Here is an 18,862-nt window from a genome sequence, read left to right as displayed (position 1 = left end):
GCGTCAGTTGATCAAGAGGTTTGCGTCACTTTGATCTCTAACCATGACGCAAACTTCTTGATCACCGGGGCGGGGCGGGTGGGCGGGGCGTGGGTGGGGTGGGCGGGGTGGGGTGGGGGGTTAGAGGCCGGAGAGGCGTTGGCCGGCGCGGACGACGGCCATGGCGTGGCGTTCGCCGGGGCGGCGGCCGAGGCGTTCGATGGGGCCGGAGATGCTGATCGAGGCGATCACCCGGCCGGTGCGGTCCCGGATGGGGGCGGAGACGCTCGCCACACCGGCCTCCCGTTCGGCGACGCTCTGCGCCCAGCCCCGGCGGCGTACCTCGGCGAGGGTGCGGCCGGTGAACTTGGACCGGGGCAGCAGCGGCATGACCGCCTCGGGGGGCTCCCAGGCGAGCAGGATCTGCGCGGCGGAGCCGGCCGTCATGGGCAGCACCGAGCCGACCGGGACGGTGTCCCGTAGGCCGCTGGCCCGTTCGGCGGCGGCCACGCAGACCCGTTCGTCGGCCCGGCGCAGGTAGAGTTGGGCGCTCTCCCCGGTGGCGTCGCGCAGTGCGGCCAGGAGTGGCTCGGCGGCGGTCAGCAGGACGTCCGGGGCGGCGTTGGCCAACTCGCCGAGCCGGGGCCCGGGACGCCATCGTCCCTGGGTGTCCCGGACCAGCATCCGGTGGATCTCCAGTGCCTGGGCCAGCCGGTGTGCGGTGGCTCGGGGCAGCTTGGTGCGTTCGACTAGTTCGGCCAGGCTGGCGCCGTCGACACAGGCGGCCAGGATGACCACCGCCTTGTCGAGCACGCCGACACCGCTCATACTGTGTCCCACAAGCCGAAATTTACCTCCCAGAATTTAGGATGTCCAGATGGTGGGAGTCACTCAACCGAGGACCCTGGCCGAAAAGGTCTGGGACGCACACGTCGTACGGACCGCCCAGGGCGAACCGGACCTGCTCTACATCGACCTGCACCTGCTGCACGAGGTGACCAGCCCGCAGGCGTTCGACGGGCTGCGCCAGGCCGGCCGGCAGGTCCGCCGCCCCGATCTCACGCTCGCGACCGAGGATCACAACACCCCGACCGGGTACGACGATCCCGCGTTCCGGCTGCGCCGGGGCGACCTGCTGACGATCGCGGACCCGACCTCGCGTACCCAGATCGAGACGTTGCGCCGCAACTGCGCCGAGTTCGGCCTGCGGCTGCACCCCCTGGGCGACGAGAACCAGGGCATCGTGCACGTGATCGGCCCCCAGCTGGGCGTGACCCAGCCGGGGATGACGATCGTCTGTGGCGACTCCCACACCGCCACCCACGGCGCGTTCGGCGCGTTGGCCTTCGGCATCGGCACCAGTGAGGTCGAACACGTCCTGGCCACCCAGACCCTGCCGCAGGCCCGCCCGAAGACCATGGCGGTCAACGTCACCGGTCAGCTCGGCCCCGGCGTCACCGCCAAGGACCTGGTCCTCGCGCTGATCGCCCAGGTCGGCACGGGCGGCGGACGCGGTCACATCGTGGAGTACCGGGGCGAGGCGATCCGGGCGCTGTCGATGGAGGGCCGGATGACGGTGGCGAACATGTCCATCGAGTGGGGTGCCAAGGCGGGTCTGATCGCGCCGGACGAGACCACCTTCGCGTACCTCAAGGGTCGGCCGCACGCGCCGGCCGGGGCGGACTGGGACGCGGCGCTCGCCTACTGGCGGACGCTGCCCACCGACGACGACGCGACCTTCGACGCCGAGGTGACCCTCGACGCGAGCCGGATCACCCCGTTCGTCACCTGGGGCACCAACCCCGGTCAGGGCGTCCCGCTCGGCGCGGCCGTGCCGGACCCGGAGGAGTTCACCACCGACGCCGAGCGGACCGCCGCGCGCCGGGCCCTGGAGTACATGGACCTCACCCCGGGCACCCCGCTGCGTGACCTCGCCGTCGACGTGGTCTTCGTGGGTTCCTGCACCAACGGCCGGCTGGAGGACCTGCGGGCCGCCGCCGACGTGCTGCGCGGCCACCGGGTCGCCGACGGGGTACGCATGCTGGTGGTGCCCGGCTCCGCCGCCGTGCGGGAGGCCGCCGAGGCGGAGGGCCTGGACAAGGTCTTCGCCGACGCCGGAGCGGAGTGGCGGTTCGCCGGCTGCTCGATGTGCCTGGGCATGAACCCGGACACCCTGAAGCCGGGCGAGCGTTCGGCCTCGACCTCCAACCGCAACTTCGAGGGCCGGCAGGGCCGGGGCGGGCGTACCCACCTGGTGTCGCCGCCGGTCGCCGCCGCCACCGCCGTGACCGGCCGGCTCGCCGCCCCGGCCGATCTGTAGAAGGGCAGCCGAGAGATGGACAAGTTCACCACCCACACCGGCACCGCCGCGCCACTGCGGCGTTCCAATGTGGATACCGATCAGATCATCCCGGCCGTGTACCTCAAGCGGGTGACCCGGACGGGCTTCGCCGACGGGCTCTTCCGGGCCTGGCGCGACGATCCCGCATTCGTGCTCAACAACCCGGCGTATTCCGGGGCCAGCATCCTCGTGGCGGGGCCCGAGTTCGGCACCGGGTCGTCCCGGGAGCACGCTGTGTGGGCGCTGCGCGACGGTGGTTTCCAGGCGGTCGTCTCGCCCCGGTTCGGTGACATCTTCCGGGGCAACGCGCTCAAGGAAGGGCTCCTCCCGGTCGAATTGGAACTGACCGCGGTCGAGCAGATCTGGGACCTCGTGGAGGCCGATCCGACCACGCCGGTGACGGTCGACCTGACCACCCGTGAGGTCCGGGTCGGGGATTCCACCTGGCCGTTCCCGCTCGACGACCACAGCCGCTGGCGGCTGATGGAGGGCCTCGACGACATTGGACTCACCCTGCGGCACGTCGCCGACATTGAGGCGTACGAGGCCGGCCGACCGTCGTTCACCCCCGCCGTGGTCTAGCCGTACGCCGGGCCACGGCACCGTTTTCGCCCCCACCGGTTCATCCGGTGGGGGCGAATCCGTTACGACACAAGGGCTTTTTTCCACCGAATGTTTGTGTCCAGGCAGCACAGGGCATACGGTGCGCGCAGAATGGCTCGCGTCGAGTCAGTTGCACAATCGGGAGGAAGTCGTGAACAAGGCCGAGCTCATCGAGGCGCTCGCCGCTCGCCTGGGGGACCGGAAGTCGGCGACGGCGGCGCTCGACGCGGTCCTCGCCGAGGTCCAGGCGGCGGTCACCAAGGGCGACAAAGTGGCGATCACCGGATTCGGATCGTTCGAAAAGCGTGTCCGGGCGGCGCGAACAGCGCGCAACCCGCGTACCGGTGAGGCGGTGAAGGTCAAGAAGACATCCGTGCCGGCCTTCAAGCCGGGCGCCGGTTTCAAGGAGATGGTGGCCACCGGCAAGGTGCCGAAGACCGCCGCTCCGGCGAAGAAGACCACCACCACGGCGGCCGCCAAGGCCACCGGCACGAAGGCCACCGCCACCAAGGCGGCCGGCGCCAAGGCCACCGGCGCGAAGGCGACCACGGCCAAGGCGACCACGGCCAAGAAGACGACCGCGGCCAGCAAGGCGACCGGGACGAAGGCGACCGGCGTCAAGGCCACCGCGGCCAAGAAGACGACCGCGGCCAGCAAGGCCACCGGTGCCGCCAAGACCACCGCGGCGAAGGCCACCAAGGCCGCCACCGCGACCAAGGCGGCCACGAAGAAGGCCGCTCCGGCGAAGAAGACCGCCACGGCGACCAAGTCGGCTCCCGCCCGGAGCGCGGCGGCCAAGAAGACCGCCGCGGCCAAGAGCACCACCGCCAAGGCCACCACCGCCAAGGCCACCACCGCGAAGAAGGCGCCGGCGAAGCGGACCGCCGCCAAGCGCTGATTTCCCGGTACGACGAAACGGGCGCCCACCGACACGGTGGGCGCCCGTTTCCGACCTCCAACCGGGGGCCGGCCGCGACTGTCCGGCGTCGGCCGGGTCGTGAGGGTCCTGCACCTGGTCGGCCGCGGGGGCGCACGGGCGTCCGGCCGTGACTGTCCGGCGTCGGCCGACCGTTAGGGTCCTGCACCCGGTCGGCCGCGGGGGCGCAGCGGCATCCGGCCGTGACTGTCCGGCGTCGGCCGACCGTGAGGGTCCTGCACCCGGTCGGCCGCGAGGGTGCAGCGGCGAGTGTCCGGGGCCGGTCGGGGGTGGGTGTTCAGAGGCGGTCGGCGGCGAGCAGCCGGTCGGCGGTGAAGGCGAGCAGCCAACCGCCCCCCTTGGCGGTGCCGAAGTCGTCGTCGCGCCCGGCGAGCCGGGCCAACGCCCCCGGGATCACCTTGCCCTGGCTGCACACCCCGACCGGCTGCCCACGGGCGGCCAGCTCGGCCAACCGGCCGGCGGCGGCCAACGCGCACTCGTCGACCTGTTGACCCGGCTGCGGCTCGTCGAAGTCCCCGCACACCTCGATCGGCAGATCCAGCAGGTCGGCCACCGGGTCCAGGGTCTGCACGCAGCGGCGGGGCGAGGCCGACAGCAGCCGTACCGGGCGGACCAGGGCGACCAGCGGGGCCAACGCCCGTGCCTGGGTGACCCCCTCGGCGTCCAACGGCCGGCCGGTGTCCGGTCCGGACCAGGTCGCCCGCTTACCGGCGTGGGCGTGCCGGACCAGTGCCACCGTGCCGGTGACCCGGGGCAGGGCGGCGAACGCGGTCAGCACCTGCGCGTCGTGCGGGTAGCTGACCCGCCGGACGGCGGCGTCGACGTCGAGCCAGCACACGTCGTCGACCTCGGTGTCCGGCTGGAACCCGCCGGTGGCCACGGCCCGCATCGACCAGTAGTCGACCACCTTCGGCCGGCCCTCACTGCGGTACCGCACGGTGGGCAGCCGGACCTGCGGCACGGCCCGCACGTCGGACTCCTCGGCCACCTCGCGGACGGCGGCCAGCAGCGGGTGCTCGCCGCGTTCCAGCTTGCCCTTGGGCAGCGACCAGTCGCCGTAGCGGGGTCGGTGCACCAGGCAGACCTCGACCCCGCCGTCACCGGCCGGCCGCCAGGCCACCCCACCGGCCGCCCGGATCCCGGCCGCCTCCTCGTCCACCATCTGGTCACCCTACGTCCGGAGAATCGGTCCCGTCGGTCGCCCGCCTGGCTCGCCGCCCGCCCGCCCGCCTGGCTCGCCGCCCGCCCGCCCGCCTGGCTCGCCGCCCGGCCGGCCCGTCGCCCGCCCGGCCCGCCGGACGGGTGACCTGGCGGTCAGCCGGCGGAGCTGCCCACCCGGCGCAGCAGCAGCTCCTGCAGGTCGTGCAGGGGCTGCTCGGCGCTGCCGGTACGCCGGGTCCAGTTGCCGTCGGCGGCCAGCTCGAACGCGTCCACGTCCGGGCTCATCGCGGTGGTCATCACCTGGTCCAGTTCGGCTCGGGCGACCGGGTCGCTGACCTGCACCAGCGCCTCGACCCGGCGGTCGAGGTTGCGGTGCATCAGGTCGGCGGAACCCATCCAGAACTCGGCGTCGCCGTTGTTGCCGAACCGGAAGATCCGCGAGTGTTCCAGGAACCGGCCGAGGATCGAGCGGACCCGGATGTTCTCCGACAGCCCCGGCACCCCCGGCCGCAGCGTGCACATCCCCCGGATCAGCAGGTCCACGTGCACGCCGGCCCGCGACGCCCGGTAGAGCGCGTCGGTGATCTCCTCGTCGACCAGCGAGTTCACCTTGAACTGCACCAGCCCCGGCATGCCCAGCCGGACGTGCGCGATCTCCCGCTCGATCCGCTCCACCAACCCGCTGCGGATGCCCTGCGGGGCGACCAGCAACCGCCGGTACGCGGTCTGCCGGCTGTAGCCGGTCAGCACGTTGAACAGGTCGGTCAGGTCGGCGCCGATCTCCGGGTCGGCGGTGAGCACGCCGAAGTCCTCGTACAGTCGGGCGGTCTTGGGGTGGTAGTTGCCGGTGCCGATGTGGCAGTACCGGCGGATCTGGTTGCCCTCCTGGCGTACCACCAGGGCGGTCTTGCAGTGCGTCTTGAGCCCGACCAGGCCGTAGACGACGTGGCAGCCGGCCCGTTCCAGGGTGCGCGCCCAGCCGATGTTGGCCACCTCGTCGAAGCGGGCCTTCAGCTCCACCAGCACCACCACCTGCTTGCCGGCGGCGGCGGCGTCGACCAGCGCATCGACGATCGGGGAGTCGCCGCTGGTGCGGTAGAGGGTCTGCTTGATGGCCAGCACGTTCGGGTCGGCGGCGGCCTGCTCGACGAAGCGTTGCACGCTGGTCGCGAACGAGTGGTACGGGTGGTGCACCAGCACGTCGCCGTCGCGCAGGGTGGCGAAGACGCTGCGCGGCACCTCGCCCTCGGCCAGCCGGGGGTGGGTGGCCGGCACGAACGGCTTGTCCTTCAGGTCGGGGCGGTCCGCCTCGCCGTAGAGCTGCCACAGCGCCGACAGGTCCAGCAGGCCGGGCACCCGCAGCACGTCGTGCCCGTCCATGTCCAGCTCGCGGACGAGCAGCTCCAGCATGTGGTCGGAGATGGAGGCGGCCACCTCCAGCCGGACCGGGGGGCCGAAGCGTCGCCGGGCCAGTTCCCGTTCCAACGCCTGGAGCAGGTCCTCGTCGCGGTCCTCGTCGACCTCCACCTCGGCGTTGCGGGTGACCCGGAACAGGTGGCACTCGACCACCTGCATGCCGGAGAAGAGCTGCCCCAGGTGCACCGAGATGAGTTCCTCGACGGGCAGCATCCGCAGCCCCGGCTGGTCGCGGGCCACCCGGACGAAGCGGGGCACGTTGTTGGGCACCTTCACCCGGGCGAACAGCTCCGAACCGCCGTCGGGGTCGCGCACCGCCACGGCCAGGTTCAACGACCGCCCGGAGATGTACGGGAACGGGTGCGCCGGGTCCACCGCGAGCGGGGTGAGCACCGGGAAGATGTGTTCCCGGAAGTAGGTGCGCAGCCGTTCCCGTTCCGGGTCGTCCAGCTCCGCCCAGCGCAGGATCCGGATGTCCTCCCGGGCCAGTTGCGGCAGCAGGTCGTCGACGAAGCAGGCGGCCTGCCGGGCGACCAGCCCGGCGGCGCACTCGGTGATCCGTTCCAGCTGGGTACGCAGCGGCAGCCGGTCCCCGCCGCGTACCGGCAGACCGGCGGAGAGGCGGCGCTTGAGCCCGGCCACCCGCACCATGTAGAACTCGTCGAGGTTGCTGGCGAAGATGGCCAGGAACTTCGCCCGTTCCAGCAGCGGGGTGCCGGGGTCCTCGGCCAACGCCAGCACCCGGCCGTTGAAGTCGAGCCAGGACAGCTCCCGGTTGAGGAACCGGTCCGCCGGCAGCGGTTCGACGGCGGGTGCCCCGTCGGCGGTGCTCGACCCCGTGGCGGTGGACGCGCCGTCGGCGGTGGGCCGGTCGCCGGTGTCGAGCACCTCGTCCAGGCCGGCGGAGGCCCCGGCGGCGCTGGCGGCGGGGGAGTCGGGTGCCGTGGCGGCGACGTCCTCGGGGGCGCGGCGGGTGCGGGAACCGCCCCGGCGGCGGGTGCCGTTGCGGGTCGGGTCGGTGGCGGCGGACGGGCTGGTGGGGTGCTCGCGAGGGGTGCTCACCCGCTCATAATCACCCGATTACGGTTAACGCAAAATGAACTTGGGCCGGGTTGTTCAGGCCATCGTCGGCAATGTCACCCGGACGACCCCGCCGTCCGGACCGGTTTCCACCCGGAGCCGTTGGCCGAGGCGGAGCAGGCGCAGCCCGGAGGCGTCGAAGGCGCGGGCCGGGAAGGGCAGCTCGGTGCCGTCGTCGAGGAGCAGCACGCCGGTGCGGGTCTGCGCGTCGAAGGTCGCCACGGTGCCCTGCATGTCAGCACCGTACACCTGTGGTGTCGCCGGGGTGGGTGGTCGGTCCGGGGCCGCCGGCCGGTTCAGCCGGGCCGGCCGGGACCCGCCGGGACGACGCCGGTCAGCGCGCCGGTGGCCGGGCCGAGGCCGAGCCGGGCCGCGTCGGCCAGGTCGGCGGCGGTGTCGACGTCGCGCCGCAGGCTCGGCCAACCGCCCGGCAGCGGCACCGCCCCGGAGGTCAGGTGGGCGGCGGCCGAGTCGACCCCGAACCGGGGGTCCAGCGGCACCCCGGGGGGCGCGGCGAGCAGCGTGGTGCCGGTGCCGGGGGCGTCGGAGACGAACCGGCGTACCCCCGCCGGGCCGGTGCCGACCGCGTGCAGTGCGGCGGCCAGCTCGGCCGGGCGCAACGCCGGCAGGTCCGCGGTGAGCGCCGCCACCCAGGTCCCGCACCCACCTCCGACCGGGTCGTCACGGTCGGTGACCGCCACGTCGACGCCGTGCCGTAGGGCGGCGTTCAGCCCGGAGTCCGGGCGGTCCGGCACCACCCTGGCGCCCGCCGCGCCGACCGCCGCCGCCACCTGCGGGTCGGCGGTGACCACCAGCACCTCGGCGACCGCCGGGCAGGCCAGCGCCGCGCCGACCGTGTCGGCCGCCAACGCCAGCGCCAGCTCCTCGTGGGGTACGCCCGGCAGCGCCCCCCGCAGTCGGCTCTTGGCCGCACGGAGCCGCTTCACCGGTACCACCACCACCCACCTCGCCTGGCCCACGTCGACAATCCTGCCAGCGCCGACGGCGGTACCCCTCACTGGCCGTACCGGGGACGAGCAGGCATGATTTCCGCTGCGGGCCGCAACGGTGGGGGTGCGGCGCGCGGGGTGACGAGGAGGCAGGGGTGACACGGCGCAGGCTGGGTTTCTGGCGACGGTTCGCCGTGGCGCTGGTCAAGCCCGTGATGCTGGCCTGGACCCGGCGCACCTGGCACGGGGCCGAGGAGCTGCGCCGTCCGGGGGGCGTCATCATCGTCCCCAACCACCTCTCGCACACCGATCCGCTGGTCTGCGCGCACTTCATCTACGACGCCGGCCGGTGGCCGCAGTTCCTCGGCAAGGCCAGCGTGTTCCGGGTCCCGGTGGTCGGCTGGATCCTGCACCGCTGCCGGCAGATCCCGGTGGAACGGGAGACGTCCGTCGCGGTCAAGTCGTTGGACCGGCTGGTCGCCGCGCTGGACGCGGGCGGCGCGGTGGTCATCTACCCGGAGGGCACCATCACCCGGGAGCCGCAGCTGTGGCCGATGCGGGGCAAGACCGGCGCGGCCCGGCTGGCCCTGGCCACCGGCGCACCGGTCATCCCGGTCGCGCTGTGGGGCCCGGAACGGCTCTTCGACCCGCGTACCCGCCGGGTGGGGTTGCGGCCCCGGACCCCGGTGACGGTGGTGGCCGGTCCGCCGGTCGACCTGAGCCGGTGGGCGGGGGCCACCCCCGGCCGGGTGGTGCTGGAGGAGATGACCGACCAGATCATGTTGACCCTGCGTGACCTGCTCGCCGGCATCCGGGGCGGGACACCGCCGCCGCTGTGGGAACGTCCCGTCAGTCCGCGTACTCCTGAGGTGACCGAATGAGCGAGTGGATCGACCGGCGCGACGCACGGACGGCAGGGGCATGAGCGGACGGACCGGGCGGACCGGCGCGTGGGCGTACGGCGTCACCGACGGTGGGGAGGCGACGGCGTGAGTGGCCACGTGGCGGTGCTGGGGGCGGGTTCCTGGGGGACGGCGTTCGCCAAGATCCTCGCCGACGCCGGTCGGGAGGTGACCATCCTGGCCCGGCGGGAACAGGTCGTCGAGGCGATCCGCACCCACCGGCGCAACCCCGACTACCTGCCGGAGCTGCGGCTGCCCGACCGGGTCACCGCGACCGGCGACGCGGCCAAGGCGATCTCCGGCGCGGAGCTGGTGGTGCTGTCGGTGCCGTCGCAGACGCTGCGCGGCAACCTCGCCGAGTGGGCCGGTCACCTCGCCCCGGACGCCACCCTCGTCTCCCTGATGAAGGGGATCGAGCTGGGCACCACCCGGCGGATGAGCGAGGTGATCGTGGAGACCGCCCGGGTCACCGCCGACCGGGTGGTGGTCGTCTCCGGCCCCAACCTGGCCCCCGAGATCGCCGTCGAGCAGCCGGCGGCGACGGTGGTCGCCGGCACCGACGCCCGCCGCACCGAACTGGTGCAGCAGTCGATCCGCACCCCGTACTTCCGGCCCTACACCAACGACGACGTGATCGGCTGCGAGCTGGGCGGGGCGGTCAAGAACGTGATCGCCCTGTCCTACGGGATCGCCACCGCGATGGGCTTCGGCGACAACACCCGGGCGATGCTGATGACCCGGGGGCTGGCCGAGACCGCCCGCCTGGGCGTGGCGCTCGGCGCCGACCCGATCACCTTCGCCGGCCTGGCCGGCATGGGTGACCTGGTAGCGTCCTGCTCGTCGCCGTTGGCCCGCAACCGCACCTTCGGCGAGCACCTGGGCCGGGGGGAGACCCTGGAGCAGGCGCAGGCGGCCACCCGACAGACCGCCGAGGGCGTGAAGAGCTGCCTGGCGATCCGGGACCTGGCCCGCGCGCACGGGGTGGAGATGCCGATCACCGAGCAGATCGAACGGATCTGCCACGAGGGGATGGACCCGAGGCTGGCAGTGGACACCCTGATGAGCCGTACCGCCAAGCCGGAGTCGTACGAGTGAGCGGCCAGTCGGTCCCACCGGGGGAGCACGGGCACTGGCACGACGGGACCCGGTGCGTGCACGCCGGGCTGCCGGAGCCGGTGCCGGGGCAGCCGTTCCTGCCCGGCCCGGTGTTCGCCGCGCCCTACCACCTCGACCCGTGGCAGGGGCCGGCCGGGGCGCCGAACGGCTACGGCCGCCCGGACAACCCGACCCGCCGGCTGCTGGAGACGGCCATCGGGGAGCTGGAAGGGGGCGACTGCCGGGTCTTCGCCTCCGGGCAGGCCGCCATCACCGGAATGCTGCTGGCGGTGCTGCGCCCCGGCGACACGGTGCTGCTGCCCGCCGACGGCTACTTCCCCGTCCGGGCGTTCGCCACCGACACCCTCGCCGGGATGGGGGTACGGGTCAGCTTCGTGCCCACCGCCGGGCCGTACCCGTCGTTCGACGGGGTGCGGCTGGTGCTGCTGGAGACCCCGGCGAACCCGGGCCTGGACGTGGCCGACATCGCCGCCGTGGCCGACGCGGCGCACGCGGCCGGCGCGCTGGTCGCGGTGGACAACACCACCGCCACCCCGCTCGGGCAGCGCCCGCTGGACCTGGGAGCCGACCTGGTGGTCGCCTCCGGCACCAAGGCGCTGACCGGCCACTCGGACCTGCTGCTGGGCTACGTGGCCTCCCGGTCGGCGCAACTGCTGGAGACGGTGACCGGGTGGCGGACCACCACCGGTGCGGTGCCCGGGGCGTTCGACGCCTGGCTGGCCCACCGGTCGCTGGCCACCCTCGACCTGCGGTTGGCCCGGCAGTCCGCCAACGCGGCGGCACTGGTCGGGCTGCTCGCCGGCCGGGCCGACGTGACCGGGCTGCGCTGGCCGGGCCGCCCGGAGGACCCGGCGTACCCGGTGGCGTCGCGGCAGCTGCGACGGATGCCCGGGGTGCTCTCGTTCGACCTCGGGGACGCCGACCGGGTGGCCCGGTTCATCGTCGCGTCCCGGCTGGTCACCGCCGCGACCTCGTTCGGCGGCCTGCACACCAGCGCCGACCGGCGGGCGCAGTGGGGCGACGACACGGCCCCCGGCTTCGTCCGGCTCTCCTGCGGGGTGGAGGACACCGCCGATCTGGTCGCCGACGTGGCCGCCGCACTGGACATCGCGGGGGCGGCCGGTCCGCTATCGTGATGCCGGCCCGTACGGGCCCCGACCGGAGGAGGTGAGTCCGATCCACCAGACATCAGGACCGGCGCTCCCCGTCGAGTCCCCGTCGCTGCGGTAGCGACGGTGGGAGCGCCGACGTGCGCTCCCGAAAGGCATCACCATGGCATCCGACCTGTTCCCCCACGATCACGCCGCCCTCGTCGCCCGGCTGCGCGCCGCCGGCTGCGTCTATGCCGAGGACGAGGCGACGCTGCTCGTCTCCGCCGCCGACTCGCCGCAGGTGTTGACCGCCCTGACCGACCGGCGGGTCGCCGGTGAACCGTTGGAACACCTGCTCGGCTGGGCCGAGTTCTGTGGCCGTCGGGTCGCCGTCGACCCGGGGGTGTTCGTACCCCGGGCCCGGACCGCGCTGCTGGTGGAAGCCGCCGTGTCGGTCGCCGGGCCGGCCCCGGCGCTGGTCGACCTCTGTTGCGGCTCGGGCGCGATCAGCGTCGCGCTGGTCGACCGGCTCGCCCCCCGCTGGCTCGCCGCCGTCGACGTGGACCCGGCCGCCGTGGCCTGCGCCCGCCGTAACCTGGCCGGCCGGGACGTCACCGTCGTGCAGGGCGACCTGTACGACCCGCTGCCGCTTCAGTGGCGGGGCCGGTTGGACGTGGTGGTCGCCAACGCTCCCTATGTGCCCACCCCGGCGGTGGCTCTGATGCCGGCGGAGGCACGGCTGCACGAGGCGTCGGTGGCGTTGGACGGCGGCAGCGACGGGCTGGCCGTGTTGCGTCGGGTGGCGGCCGGTGCGGTCGACTGGCTGCGGCCCGGCGGTCACCTGGTGGTCGAGGTCAGCGCCGGGCAGGCCGGGGCGTTGTGTGAGGCGATGACCGGGCTGGGTCTGCTGCCGACGGTGCTGCGCGCCGAGGAGTGGGAGGCCACCGGGGTCCTCGCCCGCCGCCCGGACTGAGCGGCCCCGCCGCCGACCGGGTGCTCTTCGACGCCGACGACCGCTTCGAGGTCGAACGGCCGGTCGGGTCCGACCGGGGCGACCCGACGGCGGGTTCGCCCCGGTCGGGGGCGTGACGGGCGGCGGGAACGGGAACTAACCTCGCAGCAGACCCAGCTGGAGGTGGCGGATGGTCGGCGTGGACGTGCCGGTGGTGGTCGGCCTCGACAACGGTGGCACCAGCAACAACGCCACCGTGCTCCGCCTGGACGGCCGGTTCCTGGTCGACGGGCTGGTGGAGACCCCCAGCGAGGTGACCGCCGGGCCGCAGGTGGCGATCGAGGCGCTGGCCCACGCGTTCGACGGGGTGCTGGCCCACACCGGTGTGCCCCGCGAGCAGGTCCGGGCGGTGGGTTTGGACACCCCGGGGCCGGCCAGCGCCACCGGCGTCATCTCGTCCCGGGGGTCGACGAACTTCGCCCAGCCCGCCTGGCACGGGTTCGACGTGCGGGGGGCGCTGGAGCGACGTCTCGGCCTGCCGGTGATCTATCACAACGACGGCAACGCCGCCGCGCTCTACGCCCACCACGTCCACTTCGGAGCGGAGGCGGCGACCCGGTCGTCGGTCGCGGCGATCGTCGGTACCGGTCTCGGCGGCGGGCTGGTGATCGACGGCCGGGTGGTCACCGGCGCGGCCGGGATGGCCGGGGAGTTCGGCCACGTGCACATCCCGCTGGCCGGGCTGCTCGCCCCCGGTCAACCCGAACCGCGGTGCGCCTGCGGCTTCGTCGGGGACGCGGAGAGCGTCGCCTCGCTGACCGCGATCGGCCGTAACCTGCTGCCGTACCGGCTGTCCCGGCAGCCGGAGCATCCGTTGGCGCAGGAGCCGCCCGAGCGTGCCGCCAGGCTGCTACGGGGGTACGCCGAGCACGGTGATCCGCTGGCCCGGGAGGTCTTCGCCCAGCAGGCGGCGGCACTCGGCCGGTTGTTCACCATCGCCGCGAACTTCGCCGACCCGCACGCGTACTTCGTCGGTGGTGGGGTGGTGGAGGCGACGCCGGAGTTCCGCGACTGGTTCCTCGACACCGTCCGGGCGCACACGGTGCTCCGGGCGGAGCAGGCCGCGCTGGTCACCTTCGCCCTGGTCCCGGACCGGGACATGGCCGGGGCGCGTGGGGTGGCCATCGCCGCGGCCGAGGCGGTCCGTCCTGCCGCCGCCCCGCCTGCCGCTCTGATCGACTGACCCGTCCGCCCCCGCACCGCTTCGGTGCGGGGGCGGTGCCGGGTCAGTGGCGCTGTGGGGCCGGCGGGGCGGTGGCGAAGGCGGCCCAGGCCGTGGGTGGGAAGAGCAGCACCGGGCCGCCGGGGTCCTTGGAGTCGCGGATCGCGACCCGGCCCGGCAGTGACGCCAGCTCGACGCAGGCCCCCTCGTCCCCGCTGTGGCTGCTCTTGCGCCAGGCGGCCCCGGACAGGGCCACGCCGATCGTCGGTGTCATCGGTCTCCTACCGTCCCTTCATCAGTTGCAGCAGTCGGTCGCGGCTGTCCGCCGGGCTGAGCGCGACGGTCCGCAGATGTTCCATGATCTTGGTGCAGGTCCGCAGGTCACCCGGCCGGTCCAGGACCATCTGACCGGCCACGGTCTCCACCGAGGCGATCAGCGGGTCCTCGGGGTCGGCGAACTCCAGGATGTGCAGCGAGCCCCGGGTGCCCCGGTGGTAGCCGGCGGAGAGCGGGATCACCTGGACGGTGACGTTCGGCAGCTCCGCCGTCTTGAGCAGGTGGCTCAGCTGCGCCTCCATCACCGTGCGGTCGCCGACGGGACGCAGCAGCGCGCCCTCGTCGATGATCGCGTCGAAGATCGGGGGTTCGGCGGCGGTGATCCGTTGCTGCCGGTCCAGCCGGAGCTTGACCCGCTGCTCGACCTGGTCGTCGGTGAGGGTGTGCGGCCCGCCCCGCATCACGCCCCGGATGTAGTCGGCGGTCTGGAGCAGGCCGGGCACGATCGAGGGTTCGAAGTTGGCGATCGCGGTGGCCTCGGCCTCCAGCGCGATGAAGTCGATCGTGCGTTTGTCCAGCAGGTGTGAGTAGGGCACCCACCAGCCGGGTTTACGGGTGTCCTTGGCGAGCTGGACCGCTGCGGCGATCTCCTCGGGCCGTACCCCGTAGAGGCTGAGCAGCGCGCGGACGGTGGCCGGGTTGACCAGGGTCTGTGCGTTCTCGTAGCGGCTGAGGGTGCTGCGGGTGCTGTTGATCTCGTCGGCGGCGGCCTCCAGGGTGAGGCCGGCCGCTTCCCGGTGGGCGCGTAGGGCGATGCCCAGGCGGCGAGCCCGAGCGGTCTTGGGAGCCATACGTCGATGGTGGCATATGTCTTTGGGAACTTGTGCATGAGAGAACGTCGATGAGAGTTGCATTCACGCCTGTCCACCTGTCAATCTGTAACGGAGTCCTCACCAACGGTTGTCGTGGCGACGGCGGTGGTGAGTGACCGGAGGGGATGAGGCGCGTGGCGATCGGGTTTACTCCCCCGTTCCCGATCGCCACGTGCCGCCGCCGCCATCCATCGTCTGGAAAGGACTTCGGACTGTGAGGGGCCTGATGACGGCGATGACACGGTTCCTGGTGGTGCTCAGTGACGTCCGGCCGGTGGAGGCGCAGGTGCGCGACGAACGGGCCTGCCCCGAGCGCCGCCGCCAGGTCGTCGGCGCGAACAGTCGGGAGGCGGCCGACCGGATCGCCGGGGCGTTCATGGCCCTGGGCATGGTCCGGGCCGGGCGGCAGCGGGTGAAGGTGATCGCCGTCGGGCGTCGCCGTCGCGTCCTGCCCGCCGACCCGGGCTGAGCGTCACGTACCGTATCGGGGTGGATGACCGTTTGCGAGGGCGGTTCGCGTCCTGCCGGGTATCACCATCGGGGTGTCGCCACCCACAGTAAGGTCAGTCGGGTGAGCGCAACTGACGGCTCCGCAGGCGCGTACCGAGAGGTGACCCGAGTGACCACCCCAGGCAAGACCCGCGTGGCGATCGTCTTCGGCGGCCGCAGCCCCGAACACGGCATCTCCTGCGTCAGCGCCGGCAGTGTGCTCGGCGCGCTCGACCCCGACGAGTACGACGTGGTGCCGGTCGGCATCACCCGGCAGGGCCAGTGGGTGCTGACCAGCGGGGACCCGGGCGAGTTGGCGATCCGGGCCCGCAAGCTCCCGGAGATCACCGCCGGGGCCGGGGCCGAGGTCGTGCTGCGGACCGACCCGACCGCAGGGGGCCTGCTGGTGCTCGACCCCACCGAGGGTCCCCGGGCACTCGCCGACGTCGACGTCGTCTTCCCGGTGCTGCACGGCGCGTACGGCGAGGACGGCACCATCCAGGGCATGCTGGAGATGGCCGACATCCCGTACGTCGGCGCGAACGTCTTCGCCTCCGCCGCGGCGATGGACAAGGAGTTCACCAAGAAGCTCTGCGTCGCCGAGGGCATCCCGGTCGGCCCGTACGCGGTGCTGCGCAACGGGATGACCCTGAGCGAGACCGACAAGCAGCGGCTGGGGCTGCCGGTCTTCGTCAAGCCGTCCCGCGCCGGCTCGTCGTTCGGCATCACCAAGGTCGACGACTGGGCGCAACTCGACGCCGCCGTGGCCACCGCCCGGGAGATCGACACCAAGGTGCTGGTCGAGGCCGCGATCGTCGGCCGGGAAATCGAGTGCGGCGTGCTGGAGGGCGAGGCCGGTGGGGCGCCCGAGGCGTCCGTGCTGGCCGAGGTGCGGATGGTCGGCGACCGCGAGTGGTACGACTTCGAGGCCAAGTACCTCTTCGCCGACGAGGTCTGCGAGTACGACGTCCCCGCCGGCCTGCCCGACCGGGTCGCCCGTCAGGTCCAGGAGTACGCCACCCGCGCCTTCACCGCCCTGGACTGCGCCGGCCTGGCCCGGGTCGACTTCTTCGTCACCCCCGACCTGGACGTCTACCTCAACGAGATCAACACGATGCCCGGGTTCACCCCGACGTCGATGTTCCCCCGGATGTGGGCGGCCAGCGGCCTGGAGTACCCCAAGCTGGTCAACCGGCTGATCCGGACGGCCCTGCACCGGCACTGACCCCTGCACCGGCACTGACCTCCGTGCCGGTCCTCCGTACCGGCGGCGGCCGGCCCTCCCGCAGACCGGCGTTCGGGCATCTTCCCGACGCCGGTCGACCATGTTGTCGGTCCCTGATTCGGGCGGTCCTGGTCGGGGCCGGTCTGTCAATGGGCGAGAGTAATCCACCGGCATATCCCACGGGCAATAAAGCCGATGGTGGTTATGGCAATTATGGTGGGGTGGCACGGATTCCTGACAACCATTGTTCGGCGTTGTGATCAATAGTAAAACCTCAATATGCTGCCGGAGTTCGGATACCTGCAAGGGGCAAAATGGAGGTCCTCTTGAAATCCGCTCTGCGTTGGTCCGTGAGTGCTGGTGCGGCATTCACCCTGATCCTGACCGGTGCGCCGGCAGCCGAGGCGAATTCGACCACGGTCGACCAGAAGGGAAACATCACGGCGATTGCCCGTACCCTGGACGGCCGGGCGATCACCAATGAGAAGATCGCGAAGGAGGTCGCCGACTTCTGGACCCCGGAGCGCATGGCGTCCGCCGTCGACCTGGACTTCCCGAAGTCGGGCAGGGCCGCCGCGTCGTCGAGCCACGCGCCGAGGCCCACCGGACCGGCCGGTACGGTCGCGCCGGTGGTCCCGAGCATCGCCGGCGGCCCCAGGACGATGCTGAACGAGGCGGTGACCGTCGGCAAGGTCTATTTCACCGTTCCCGGCGGCGGCACCGCCTCCTGCTCGGCCAGCACCGTCGCCAGCGCCAAGCGGCGACTCGTGATCACCGCCGGCCACTGCGTCCACCAGGGCGGCGGCGGTCAGTGGTACACCAACTGGCAGTTCGTCCCCCGGTACCGCAACGGGGTGCGGCCGTTCGGCACCTTCGTCGCCTACAGCCTCTCCACCCGGGGCGCCTGGGCCAGCTCGTCGAGCTACGCCGAGGACATGGGCATCGCGGTGATGTCCAACGGCGGCATCTACAACGCGAAGGTCGTCGACACCGTCGGCGGCAACGGGCTCCGGTGGAACTGGGGCTACAGCGTCGCGGTCACCGCCCTCGGCTATCCGTCCAACCTCGGCGGCGGTGAGAGCCAGCAATACTGTCAGAGCACCACCTGGGACGCCGGCGGCCAGCAGATCCGAATGTACTGCAACATGACCTACGGTTCCAGCGGCGGGCCGTGGTTGCAGGAATACAACGACTCGATCGGCGCCGGATACATCAACAGCACCGTCAGCCACGGCGACAATCCCGGCAACGGGCAATTCGACGGCCCGTACTACGACGACGACATCAAGAGCCTTTACGACTACGCAGAAGCTGGCTCTCCCGCGTAATTCCCTCCCCGGACAGCGCCCCGGCCACCGGCCGGGGCGCTGTCGTGCCGTGCGGCCCCCGGAATGCGAATTGTCAGGGCTCCGGCGGAACCCGGGTGCGGGCCGTCGTGCAGGTGGGCTGACGCGGGGTGGCGCGCTGCGGCGGTTGCCGCCCCTGGTCCGCCGGCCGCACCCCGGCGCGCTGCACGAAGATGCTCCGCCGGGCCACCGCCCGGTCCCGGGCGTCGAGCTGGTAGACGTCCAGCCAGACCCACCCGTCGTACGTCGGCCGGTCGTCGATCCGGATCAGCCGGCACCGGATCGGGCGGATGAACTGCACACTGGCCGCCCGGGTGATCAGCAGCAGGTCACCGGGCTTCACGGCGCGGCCGGCCGCTGCTGCTCACCGGCATCGGGGCCGGTGTGGTGGGGAGGGGGGTGGTCGGGCCGGTCGCGCCAGGCGCGGAGGGTCTCGGCGGCTGCGGTGAGGCGGCGGCAGGAGCCGTCGGGCTGGCAGCGGGGGCAGGCGTTGCGGTGGTGGAAGTCGACCACGTAGCCGGCCATCAGGACGCGGAACGGCGGTTCGGGTCGCCCGTCAAGCATGGCGGGTGCCTCGCTGGACGCCCGTTCCTGTTCGGCGCACCGCTGGGCAGGTTGGCAGGTGCGGCCTCATCGGCGGCGCCCCCTGACCGCGTTCCGTGCCCGCCACTGCGCGCCCGGGGTCAGCAACGGAAGATCCCGCGCGAAGATCACCGTAGGGCTGTTCCACGCCGGTCGGCCCGCTCCGCATTCCTCTCCCGGTGTGCCGACGGTGTCGGCCTTCTGCGGGGCACTCGACCGGCCGACCACATCGACCGGATGATCCGTGCGCTGGAACCATTTCCATCGGGGCACAGTGCCACCTCCATTGATCGTCGACAGGCCGCTCTGCCAGCCACGATGA

Annotated in this window: 20 protein-coding genes; 11 read left to right on the top strand and 9 right to left on the bottom strand. The window is 72.7% G+C overall.

All coding sequences use genetic code 11. The annotated features are described in order from the left end of the window. Positions 1-120: 120 nt before the first annotated feature. Positions 121-807 (bottom strand): IclR family transcriptional regulator, encoded by a 687-nt coding sequence (locus tag AB0B63_RS07955; protein WP_088646078.1) that lies wholly within the window; start codon positions 805-807, stop codon positions 121-123. 49 nt (positions 808-856) lie between these two features. On the opposite strand from AB0B63_RS07955, the gene leuC reads away from it, so the two are divergent. The 3 genes from leuC (at position 857) to AB0B63_RS07940 (ending at position 3,821) form a co-directional block, all read left to right on the top strand. Further along, the gene (gene leuC, locus AB0B63_RS07950; protein WP_208567256.1) at positions 857-2,299 is read left to right on the top strand and encodes a 3-isopropylmalate dehydratase large subunit; all 1,443 of its coding nucleotides are present in this window, start codon (positions 857-859) and stop codon (positions 2,297-2,299) included. Positions 2,300-2,314: 15 nt separating this feature from the next. Continuing rightward, positions 2,315-2,902: a 3-isopropylmalate dehydratase small subunit gene (gene leuD / locus AB0B63_RS07945; RefSeq protein WP_208567255.1), complete on the top strand. Its 588-nt coding sequence runs from the start codon at positions 2,315-2,317 to the stop codon at positions 2,900-2,902. Between the two features lie 172 nt (positions 2,903-3,074). Then, complete coding sequence (locus tag AB0B63_RS07940; RefSeq protein WP_357015657.1) at positions 3,075-3,821, top strand: HU family DNA-binding protein; 747 nt, start codon at positions 3,075-3,077, stop codon at positions 3,819-3,821. 316 nt (positions 3,822-4,137) lie between these two features. Here the strand turns inward: AB0B63_RS07940 and AB0B63_RS07935 are convergent, their stop codons facing one another. The 4 genes from AB0B63_RS07935 to cofC form a co-directional block, all read right to left on the bottom strand. Beyond that, the gene (locus tag AB0B63_RS07935; RefSeq protein ID WP_219468161.1) at positions 4,138-5,022 is read right to left on the bottom strand and encodes an NUDIX hydrolase; all 885 of its coding nucleotides are present in this window, start codon (positions 5,020-5,022) and stop codon (positions 4,138-4,140) included. Positions 5,023-5,174: 152 nt separating this feature from the next. Further along, positions 5,175-7,334, bottom strand: a complete 2,160-nt coding sequence (locus AB0B63_RS07930; RefSeq protein ID WP_244252338.1) for an RNA degradosome polyphosphate kinase — start codon at positions 7,332-7,334, stop codon at positions 5,175-5,177. A gap of 219 nt (positions 7,335-7,553) precedes the next feature. After that, the gene (locus AB0B63_RS07925) at positions 7,554-7,751 is read right to left on the bottom strand and encodes a cold-shock protein (protein WP_208567252.1); all 198 of its coding nucleotides are present in this window, start codon (positions 7,749-7,751) and stop codon (positions 7,554-7,556) included. A 62-nt stretch (positions 7,752-7,813) separates the two neighbouring features. Further along, on the bottom strand, positions 7,814-8,497 hold the full coding sequence (cofC, locus tag AB0B63_RS07920; protein WP_357015652.1) for a 2-phospho-L-lactate guanylyltransferase: 684 nt from the start codon (positions 8,495-8,497) through the stop codon (positions 7,814-7,816). 125 nt (positions 8,498-8,622) lie between these two features. Here cofC and AB0B63_RS07915 point away from each other — a divergent pair, with 125 nt between their 5' ends. From AB0B63_RS07915 to AB0B63_RS07895, 5 genes are all read left to right on the top strand, one after another. Next, a complete protein-coding gene (locus tag AB0B63_RS07915) occupies positions 8,623-9,348 on the top strand; it encodes a lysophospholipid acyltransferase family protein (protein WP_208567250.1) in 726 nt (241 codons plus the stop codon). A 108-nt stretch (positions 9,349-9,456) separates the two neighbouring features. Beyond that, entirely contained in the window at positions 9,457-10,464 is a 1,008-nt protein-coding gene (locus AB0B63_RS07910; RefSeq protein ID WP_208567249.1) for an NAD(P)H-dependent glycerol-3-phosphate dehydrogenase, read from the top strand. Continuing rightward, on the top strand, positions 10,461-11,621 hold the full coding sequence (locus AB0B63_RS07905; RefSeq protein WP_357015648.1) for a cystathionine gamma-lyase: 1,161 nt from the start codon (positions 10,461-10,463) through the stop codon (positions 11,619-11,621). Before AB0B63_RS07910 ends, AB0B63_RS07905 begins: the two co-directional genes overlap by 4 nt. 136 nt (positions 11,622-11,757) lie before the next feature. After that, the gene (locus tag AB0B63_RS07900) at positions 11,758-12,549 is read left to right on the top strand and encodes a putative protein N(5)-glutamine methyltransferase (RefSeq protein ID WP_208567247.1); all 792 of its coding nucleotides are present in this window, start codon (positions 11,758-11,760) and stop codon (positions 12,547-12,549) included. Between the two features lie 169 nt (positions 12,550-12,718). Beyond that, positions 12,719-13,771 carry an ROK family protein gene (locus tag AB0B63_RS07895; protein WP_357015644.1) on the top strand — a complete coding sequence of 351 codons (1,053 nt, stop codon included), beginning with the start codon at positions 12,719-12,721 and terminating at the stop codon, positions 13,769-13,771. A gap of 43 nt (positions 13,772-13,814) precedes the next feature. Here the strand turns inward: AB0B63_RS07895 and AB0B63_RS07890 are convergent, their stop codons facing one another. Together AB0B63_RS07890 and AB0B63_RS07885 are read right to left on the bottom strand one after the other, a co-directional pair. Continuing rightward, on the bottom strand, positions 13,815-14,024 hold the full coding sequence (locus AB0B63_RS07890) for a DUF397 domain-containing protein (RefSeq protein WP_208567245.1): 210 nt from the start codon (positions 14,022-14,024) through the stop codon (positions 13,815-13,817). Between the two features lie 7 nt (positions 14,025-14,031). Then, positions 14,032-14,877: a helix-turn-helix transcriptional regulator gene (locus tag AB0B63_RS07885; RefSeq protein WP_208567244.1), complete on the bottom strand. Its 846-nt coding sequence runs from the start codon at positions 14,875-14,877 to the stop codon at positions 14,032-14,034. Positions 14,878-15,133: 256 nt separating this feature from the next. On the opposite strand from AB0B63_RS07885, the gene AB0B63_RS07880 reads away from it, so the two are divergent. The 3 genes from AB0B63_RS07880 to AB0B63_RS07870 all read left to right on the top strand — a co-directional run bounded on the left by AB0B63_RS07880 (position 15,134) and on the right by AB0B63_RS07870 (position 17,940). Then, positions 15,134-15,367, top strand: coding sequence for a hypothetical protein (locus AB0B63_RS07880; protein ID WP_208567451.1), 234 nt, complete (start codon positions 15,134-15,136; stop codon positions 15,365-15,367). Positions 15,368-15,517: 150 nt separating this feature from the next. Further along, positions 15,518-16,612, top strand: coding sequence for a D-alanine--D-alanine ligase family protein (locus AB0B63_RS07875; RefSeq protein ID WP_357015640.1), 1,095 nt, complete (start codon positions 15,518-15,520; stop codon positions 16,610-16,612). A gap of 314 nt (positions 16,613-16,926) precedes the next feature. Continuing rightward, the gene (locus AB0B63_RS07870; protein WP_208567242.1) at positions 16,927-17,940 is read left to right on the top strand and encodes a hypothetical protein; all 1,014 of its coding nucleotides are present in this window, start codon (positions 16,927-16,929) and stop codon (positions 17,938-17,940) included. 73 nt (positions 17,941-18,013) lie between these two features. Here the strand turns inward: AB0B63_RS07870 and AB0B63_RS07865 are convergent, their stop codons facing one another. Together AB0B63_RS07865 and AB0B63_RS07860 are read right to left on the bottom strand one after the other, a co-directional pair. Further along, positions 18,014-18,301: a hypothetical protein gene (locus tag AB0B63_RS07865; RefSeq protein WP_357015637.1), complete on the bottom strand. Its 288-nt coding sequence runs from the start codon at positions 18,299-18,301 to the stop codon at positions 18,014-18,016. Then, complete coding sequence (locus tag AB0B63_RS07860; RefSeq protein ID WP_357015634.1) at positions 18,298-18,522, bottom strand: hypothetical protein; 225 nt, start codon at positions 18,520-18,522, stop codon at positions 18,298-18,300. The genes AB0B63_RS07865 and AB0B63_RS07860 overlap by 4 nt, the downstream gene beginning before the upstream one ends. Between the last annotated feature and the right edge of the window lie 340 nt (positions 18,523-18,862).

The organism is Micromonospora sp. NPDC049081 (assembly GCF_040648835.1).
Lineage (GTDB): Bacteria > Actinomycetota > Actinomycetes > Mycobacteriales > Micromonosporaceae > Micromonospora > Micromonospora antibiotica.
Note: the sequence above shows the minus strand (reverse complement) of the source record. Positions and strands in the feature narration are given on the sequence as shown.

Bases quoted from the DNA above. Each gene is read 5' to 3' on its own strand.
- AB0B63_RS07955 (WP_088646078.1), bottom strand. From the start codon at position 807: ATGAGCGGTGTCGGCGTGCTCGACAAGGCGGTGGTCATCCTGGCCGCC.
- leuC (WP_208567256.1), top strand. From the start codon at position 857: ATGGTGGGAGTCACTCAACCGAGGACCCTGGCCGAAAAGGTCTGGGAC.
- leuD (WP_208567255.1), top strand. From the start codon at position 2,315: ATGGACAAGTTCACCACCCACACCGGCACCGCCGCGCCACTGCGGCGT.
- AB0B63_RS07935 (WP_219468161.1), bottom strand. From the start codon at position 5,022: ATGGTGGACGAGGAGGCGGCCGGGATCCGGGCGGCCGGTGGGGTGGCC.
- AB0B63_RS07925 (WP_208567252.1), bottom strand. From the start codon at position 7,751: ATGCAGGGCACCGTGGCGACCTTCGACGCGCAGACCCGCACCGGCGTG.
- AB0B63_RS07900 (WP_208567247.1), top strand. From the start codon at position 11,758: ATGGCATCCGACCTGTTCCCCCACGATCACGCCGCCCTCGTCGCCCGG.
- AB0B63_RS07895 (WP_357015644.1), top strand. From the start codon at position 12,719: ATGGTCGGCGTGGACGTGCCGGTGGTGGTCGGCCTCGACAACGGTGGC.
- AB0B63_RS07890 (WP_208567245.1), bottom strand. From the start codon at position 14,024: ATGACACCGACGATCGGCGTGGCCCTGTCCGGGGCCGCCTGGCGCAAG.
- AB0B63_RS07885 (WP_208567244.1), bottom strand. From the start codon at position 14,877: ATGGCTCCCAAGACCGCTCGGGCTCGCCGCCTGGGCATCGCCCTACGC.
- AB0B63_RS07880 (WP_208567451.1), top strand. From the start codon at position 15,134: ATGACACGGTTCCTGGTGGTGCTCAGTGACGTCCGGCCGGTGGAGGCG.
- AB0B63_RS07870 (WP_208567242.1), top strand. From the start codon at position 16,927: ATGGAGGTCCTCTTGAAATCCGCTCTGCGTTGGTCCGTGAGTGCTGGT.
- AB0B63_RS07860 (WP_357015634.1), bottom strand. From the start codon at position 18,522: ATGCTTGACGGGCGACCCGAACCGCCGTTCCGCGTCCTGATGGCCGGC.